This window comes from Vallitalea maricola (assembly GCF_036985595.1).
Taxonomy (GTDB): domain Bacteria; phylum Bacillota; class Clostridia; order Lachnospirales; family Vallitaleaceae; genus Vallitalea; species Vallitalea maricola.
The window spans coordinates 1-290 of the sequence record NZ_BTPU01000268.1 but is presented as its reverse complement, the minus strand read 5'-3'; the positions used below and the strand labels follow the sequence as shown (position 1 = coordinate 290).

Annotated in this window: 1 protein-coding gene; it reads right to left on the bottom strand. The window is 29.7% G+C overall.

Going from position 1 to position 290, the window contains the following annotated elements:
* A partial coding sequence (locus tag AACQ14_RS24055) for an acyl carrier protein (RefSeq protein ID WP_339366069.1) occupies positions 1-290 on the bottom strand: 290 nt, incomplete at both ends.

The following is a 290-nucleotide window of genomic DNA, read 5'->3' as shown; positions in this document are numbered from 1 at the left end:
CACTTACTCTCATATTCCTTTATAAGATATTGGGTCAAATCATATATAGTCTGATATTCATAAAATAACGTTTTGGAAAGATTATCGCCAAACACATCTGATAGTTTTTGATTCAGCTTTGTTATCATAATTGAATCTATACCATAACTCTCTAATGGTTCTTCACTATCAATTGCCGACGCTTTTAGCTTGATTATTTCTCCTAATAAAACTTTTAATTTATATTGTAGCTTTTCTATGAGTAATTCTGACCTATCATTGTCTATAGTTGAGTCTCTATCAAGAGATTC